6 protein-coding genes are annotated in these 5574 nt (G+C 66.3%); 5 read left to right on the plus strand and 1 reads right to left on the minus strand.

Features of this window, described 5'->3' with window-relative positions; all coding sequences use genetic code 11:
- On the plus strand, window positions 1-749 hold a 749-nt coding region (locus AC5RW2_RS40095; RefSeq protein ID WP_494075238.1), incomplete at its 5' end, for an immunoglobulin-like domain-containing protein.
- Between the two features lie 148 nt (window positions 750-897).
- Here the strand turns inward: AC5RW2_RS40095 and AC5RW2_RS40100 are convergent.
- Complete coding sequence (locus AC5RW2_RS40100) at window positions 898-1566, minus strand: hypothetical protein (RefSeq protein ID WP_494031289.1); 669 nt, start codon at window positions 1564-1566, stop codon at window positions 898-900.
- A gap of 142 nt (window positions 1567-1708) precedes the next feature.
- On the opposite strand from AC5RW2_RS40100, the gene AC5RW2_RS40105 reads away from it, so the two are divergent.
- The 4 genes from AC5RW2_RS40105 to AC5RW2_RS40120 form a co-directional block, all read left to right on the plus strand.
- Window positions 1709-2455: a hypothetical protein gene (locus AC5RW2_RS40105; RefSeq protein ID WP_494031288.1), complete on the plus strand. Its 747-nt coding sequence runs from the start codon at window positions 1709-1711 to the stop codon at window positions 2453-2455.
- Window positions 2456-2586: 131 nt separating this feature from the next.
- Entirely contained in the window at window positions 2587-4029 is a 1443-nt protein-coding gene (locus AC5RW2_RS40110) for a flotillin family protein (protein ID WP_494031287.1), read from the plus strand.
- 4 nt (window positions 4030-4033) lie between these two features.
- Entirely contained in the window at window positions 4034-4276 is a 243-nt protein-coding gene (locus tag AC5RW2_RS40115) for an NfeD C-terminal domain-containing protein (RefSeq protein ID WP_494031286.1), read from the plus strand.
- 216 nt (window positions 4277-4492) lie between these two features.
- The coding region (locus AC5RW2_RS40120; RefSeq protein WP_494075239.1) for an aldehyde dehydrogenase family protein at window positions 4493-5574 on the plus strand (1082 nt) is incomplete at its 3' end.

The raw sequence follows: 5574 nt of genomic DNA on the forward strand, positions 1-5574 counted from the left end.
CCGACGGCGACGTAACTGCCAACCTCGAGGTCCTGGGGTCGGTGAATGCCGCAAGTGAGGGTGTCTACACCCTCACCTACGTGGTCCAGGACGCGAACGGCAACCAGTCCATCGCGTCACGGTCGGTGGTCGTTGAGGCAGCTGGCGACTATGTCCCGCCAGCCAAGAGCCTGTTCTCCGACGTGGCCACGGACAACGTCTACTACCGGGAAATCTCCTGGCTCGCCGAACGGAACATCTCCACCGGCTGGACCGAAGCAGACGGCACCAAGACCTTCCGCCCCTACGAGGCCATCAACCGCGACGCCATGGCGGCCTTCCTCTACCGGATGGCAGGCGAGCCGGAGTTCACGGCTCCGGCAGAGAGCCCGTTCACGGACGTAGCCACGGACAACATGTACTACAAGCAAATCAGCTGGCTTGCTGCTGAAGGCATCTCCACCGGCTGGACCGAAGCGGACGGCACCAAGACCTTCCGCCCCTACGAATCCATCGACCGGGATGCCATGGCAGCCTTCCTCTACCGGCTCGCCGGAGAACCCCAGTACACCGCACCGTCGGGCTCACCGTTCGGTGACATCGCCGACGGCGTGCAGTTCTACAAGGAAATGGCCTGGCTTGCCGGCCAGGAGATCTCCACCGGCTGGACCGAAACCGACGGCACCAGGTCCTACCGCCCCTGGTCCCCGGTCAACCGGGATGCCATGGCAGCCTTCCTCTTCCGCCTGGACGGCAAACTCGCCAAGTAGCACCGGCAATTAGGTAGCAGCGGCAAAACAGCCCGCCCCGGCGCTGGGGCGGGCTGTTTGTCATTCCGGGGTGCTGGCAACGGCCCGGCTCAGGGGTTCGTCAGGCCGGAACGTGGCACCGGACGGAGGTTTAGGCAGTGCCGGCAGGTCAATCGGCCTGGGTGGTTGCCTTCCTAGCCAGTTCCACCGCTGTGGCGCTCATTTCATCCGCCAGTTTCAGCACGTCGTACATCCCGGCGAACCGCCGGTCACGGCTGTAGGCAGTGATGCCGGTTCCACCGTCGGTAACGTCGAAGAAGAACTGGATGTCGGGCCGGAATTTCAGGTGCGGGGCAGCGCTTCGGTACAGCCACTGTCCGGCGTCCCACTGCCTGTCGATCTCTATCCAGAGGGTTGGACCGATGGTTCTCACCGTCACGTTCGGCTGGTCGAAGGCACGTCGCAGCCGTTCCAGCGCCTCCTGCGGAGGCAAGGACGTTGTCCATTCCTCTTCGAGAAAAAAGCGCTGCTTGGCGTTCCCGACCATGATCTCTGCGGGAAGGTGAACCGGCCGGTGCAGCCTCGCACCATGCGTGAACAAGACCGATAGCGCACAAATGCCACCGAAGAAGTAGAGATTGGTGATGAGCCCCGGGAAGAGGATGCCGCTGCTTTCGGCCATGACCTCCAGGCCGAACCACCCGGCAATGAAGACGGCGATGGCCGCGGCCTTGCGCCTGGTCGTGGTGAAGTACAGCAGCGAGCGCTGCACGGAAGAGTAAGGCAGTTCTTCTCGCGGAAGTCCTTGCGGGTCCACCGATCCCGGATTCATCCCCATGGCCGCCAGTCTGCCACGGCTGCTGGTTCGGCGGTACGGCCCGGCCCTGCAACACTTCGGCCACAGTACCGCTGGAAGTCTTCCCCTCGCCCGCTGTCCATTCCAGAATTAGTCCATTGATTTGGATTATCCAGGAGGACGTATGCGCCCGCTCAGACAAGACCGATTCCCCTACTTCGCCGCAGCCGGTCTGACCGGTCTGGCCGTCCTGCTGGCCGGCTGCGGTACGCCGACCGCTGCGCCCGTAACCAGTTCCCCGGCGGTCTCGGCAACGACCACAGCCGCTTCCTCCCCGAGCCCCAGCGCCTCCGTATCAGCCCCGCCGACGACGTCGCCTGAGAACACGACGGCCCCCGCTTCAGACTGGACCAACTACACGACGACGGACGGAGACCTGACCTTCGAGCATCCGGCGGACTGGAACATCCTTGACCGGTCGAGCGAATCACCCACCGGCGGGATCTTTGTGGAAGTGGTAGGAAACAACAAGACATTCGCCACACTGGAGACCAACGTCATTACCGGTGCGGAGTGCATGGCGGAGCAGCCCTACTCCATCCTGGACTCGGAGCCCCTTCCGGCCCTGGCGCAGCCCGGGAGCACCCCGTGGTTCGTCTTCCAGGGAAGGATGGATCCCACCGCCACCGATCCAGCCAGGGCGAACGTCCTGGCCTACGGGATCACCTCAGCTCCGGAGCCCACCGGGCCAACGGCGTGCCCCATCTACCACTTCTTCATGTGGCCCCCGAGCGGTGCTGTCTTTGCCGGCATCTATGATCCTTTCCTACCGGTTGGCGAGCCGCACATCGACACACCACAGGCGTATATGGAGACGCAGGAGTACCAGGACATCCGCAGGATGATCACCTCACTGCGTCCGGCGGGCTAGCTGGAGGCGGGTGGCGCGGCAGGGCCTCTGGACACTTTGACCGTACCCAACCAGACTGTGTACACGAAGCGGCGCCAGGCCTGCCCGGGTTACCGCCGCGCCGGTTCACCAGTGTCTGAAGGGACAGGGTCATGCCCGACGTTGCAGCGTATCTGCCCACCTTCCTCGCGATTGTCGGCGTCATCGTCGTCGTCGGTCTCGTATGGGCCCTTATCAAGGCGATGTGGAAGGTTGCAGAGCCGAACCAAGCACTCATTATCTCTGGCCTGACACGCGCAACGCTGGAAAACACCGACGGCATGGACTTCAGGATCGTCACCGGCAAAGGCGCCCTGGTGGTCCCGGGGCTGCAGACGGTCAGGGCGCTGGCGCTCACCCTGAATGAGACGGAACTCAAGGTGTCCTGCGTAACCTCGCAAGGCATCCAGGTGGTGGTGGAGGGCGTGGTCATCTACAAGATCGGCGACTCCCCTGCGTTCATCGCCAACGCCGCACGCCGTTTCCTTGGCCAGCAGGCGAAGATGGAGAGCCAGGTCTACAACGTCTTCGAGGGCCACCTGCGGTCCATCGTCGGCAGCATGACCGTGGAGGAGATCATCCGGGAGCGCGACAAGCTGGCCTCCCATGTGCGCGGCGCGAGCGGCATTGAAATGGAGAAGCTGGGCCTCGTGGTGGACTCACTCCAGATCAAGGACCTCCAGGACCCCACCGGCTACATCCAGAACCTGGCCAAGCCGTACATCGCCCATGTCAAGATGGAAGCCCGCATCGCCGAGGCCACCCGCAACCGGGAAGCGTCGGAGAAGGAAGCCGAGGCTGCTGCCCTCATCGCAGACGCGCAGAGCATCTCGATGATCAAGCAGTCCGCGGCACAGGCCAATGCCGAGCAGGCCAAAGCCAATGCCGCGCAGGCCGGGCCCCTCGCCGATGCCACGGCCCGGCAACAAGTGGTGGTGCAGGAGACAGAGGTCGCCAAGCTGGAGGCCGCGCGCGAGGAACAGAAGCTGCAGACCATCGTACGGAAGCCCGCCGATGCCAAGGCCTATGCTTTGAAGACGGAGGCCGAGGCGCAGAAGGCAGCCGACATCAGCGCCGCCGAGGCCAGGGCCCGGCGGACGGAGCTGGAGGCGCAGGCCAACGCACGGCGCGTCGAAATGGAGGCGCAGGCGGGCGCCAATGCTGCGGCGGCCGCAGCCGGCGCCACGCGGCTCACCGGTGAGGCAGAAGCAGCGGCCACGAAGGCACGCGGCGAGGCGGCGGCGTCGGCCATCAAGGCGAAGGCCCTGGCCGAGGCGGACGGCATCAAGGCGCGCGGCGAGGCCCTCGAAACCAACCAAGACGCCGTCATCTCGCAGCAGCTGGCCGAGAACATGCCGTCGATCGTGCAGGCCGCCGCCGAGCCGTTTGCGCATGTGGACCAGCTGACCGTCCTCAACGGCGGCGAGGGGCTGAACAATATGGTGGGCGGCATCCTGGCCCAGGTAGGCCAGTTCCTTCCTTCCCTGTCCAATGCGCTGAAGAACGGGAAATCACCGGACTCCAAGCAGCATCACCCGGCCGTTCCCCGGCAGTAGCACCATGCGCAGAAAAGTGGACACCACCCTCACGGGGAAGATCGGCCGCGTCACGGGACGGATCGCGCCGGGCACGATCGGCGAGGTCATGCTGGCCTACCGCGGCGGAACCAGCGCCTTCCATGCCCATCCCTTTGACAAGATGAGCGAATTCCCTGAAGGCGACAAGGTATTGGTGATCTACTTCCAACCGCCGCAGACGGTCTTCGTGGATGAGTTGCCGGACATCCTCAGGGAGGAGCAGTAGCGCCCCGAGGAGGAGCCTCGGTTCTTAATGCCAGGCATGGACCCGCAGGATGCGGGAGACCATGACGGCTCCGGAAGTCTGTCCGGAGAGGTCCCGGGCCACACCCCAGTACCTGCGGCCTGCTGTCTAACCTCCTCCCCCGGTGGGTATGGAACATCTAGAACGGTTTGCCCGCCACGCCGGGCCATGGCTCCGGCGCGACCACCGAGGAGGCACATGTCCACCGCAACAAATCTGGCTGCCCAAGACAACAACGCGCAGGAAAACCCCGCCAAGCATGACGACGAACAGTTCACCGTGCTCGACCCGCGGGACGGCAGCGTCGTCGGCACCATCCAAAGCGCCACCCGCGCCGAGGTAGCTGCGGCCCTGGCCGCAGCCCGCAAGGCCCAGCCGGCGTGGCGGCGGACCTCCCCCGAGGAGCGCGGCCGGGCGCTGCGCCAGGCGGCCGCCGAACTCGCCGCCCACGCCGGTGAACTCGCCGACCTGAACAGCCGCGAAACGGGACGGCCCCGTGAAGAGGCGCTGGCCGGCGTCGAAGCCGGTGTGCACACGCTGGAACAGTACGCGGAGCTGGGCCCGGTGCACCGCGGCCACAGCCTCCGCGGCGGGATCGACGCCGCCGACTACACTGTGACCGAGCCCCGCGGCGTGGTCGTCGTCCTCACCCCGTGGAACGATCCGGTGGCGGTGGCCGCCGGCCTGCTGGGCGCGGCGATCGTCACCGGTAACACCGTGGTCCACAAGCCCAGCGAGCGCTGCCCGCATCTGGGTGCCCGGCTGGGCGAGGTCCTCTCCGCCGCCCTGCCCCAGGACGTGCTGGTGACGGTCGACGGCGGTGCCTCCGTCGGCGCGATGCTCACCGCCGAGGCCGGGGTCGGCGCCGTCGCACACGTCGGCTCCAGCGCCACCGGAACGCGGATCGCCCGCGCCGCAGCACTCACCGGTGCCCATGTGATCCGGGAAAACGGAGGCAACGATGCGCTGATCGTGGATGCCGGCGTCGATCCCGTCTGGGCTGCCGAGCAGGCGGCCATCGGGGCGTTCGCCAACAGCGGCCAGATCTGCACCTCCGTGGAACGGATCTTCGTGCATGAGGCCGTCGCGGACGCGTTCTGCGCGGCACTCGCGGACGAGGCCCGCCGCCGTAACGAGACCGGGATCGCGCCGCTGGTGGACACCCGCCTGCGGGACGAGGTCCACGCGCAGGTGTCCGAGGCCCTCGCCCAGGGCGCGGAAGCGGCAGTCGGCGGCGAGATTCCCGAGGGCCCCGGCGCCCACTACCCCGCCACGGTACT

The sequence above is a fragment of the Arthrobacter sp. B0316-1-20 genome (genome assembly GCF_059091865.1).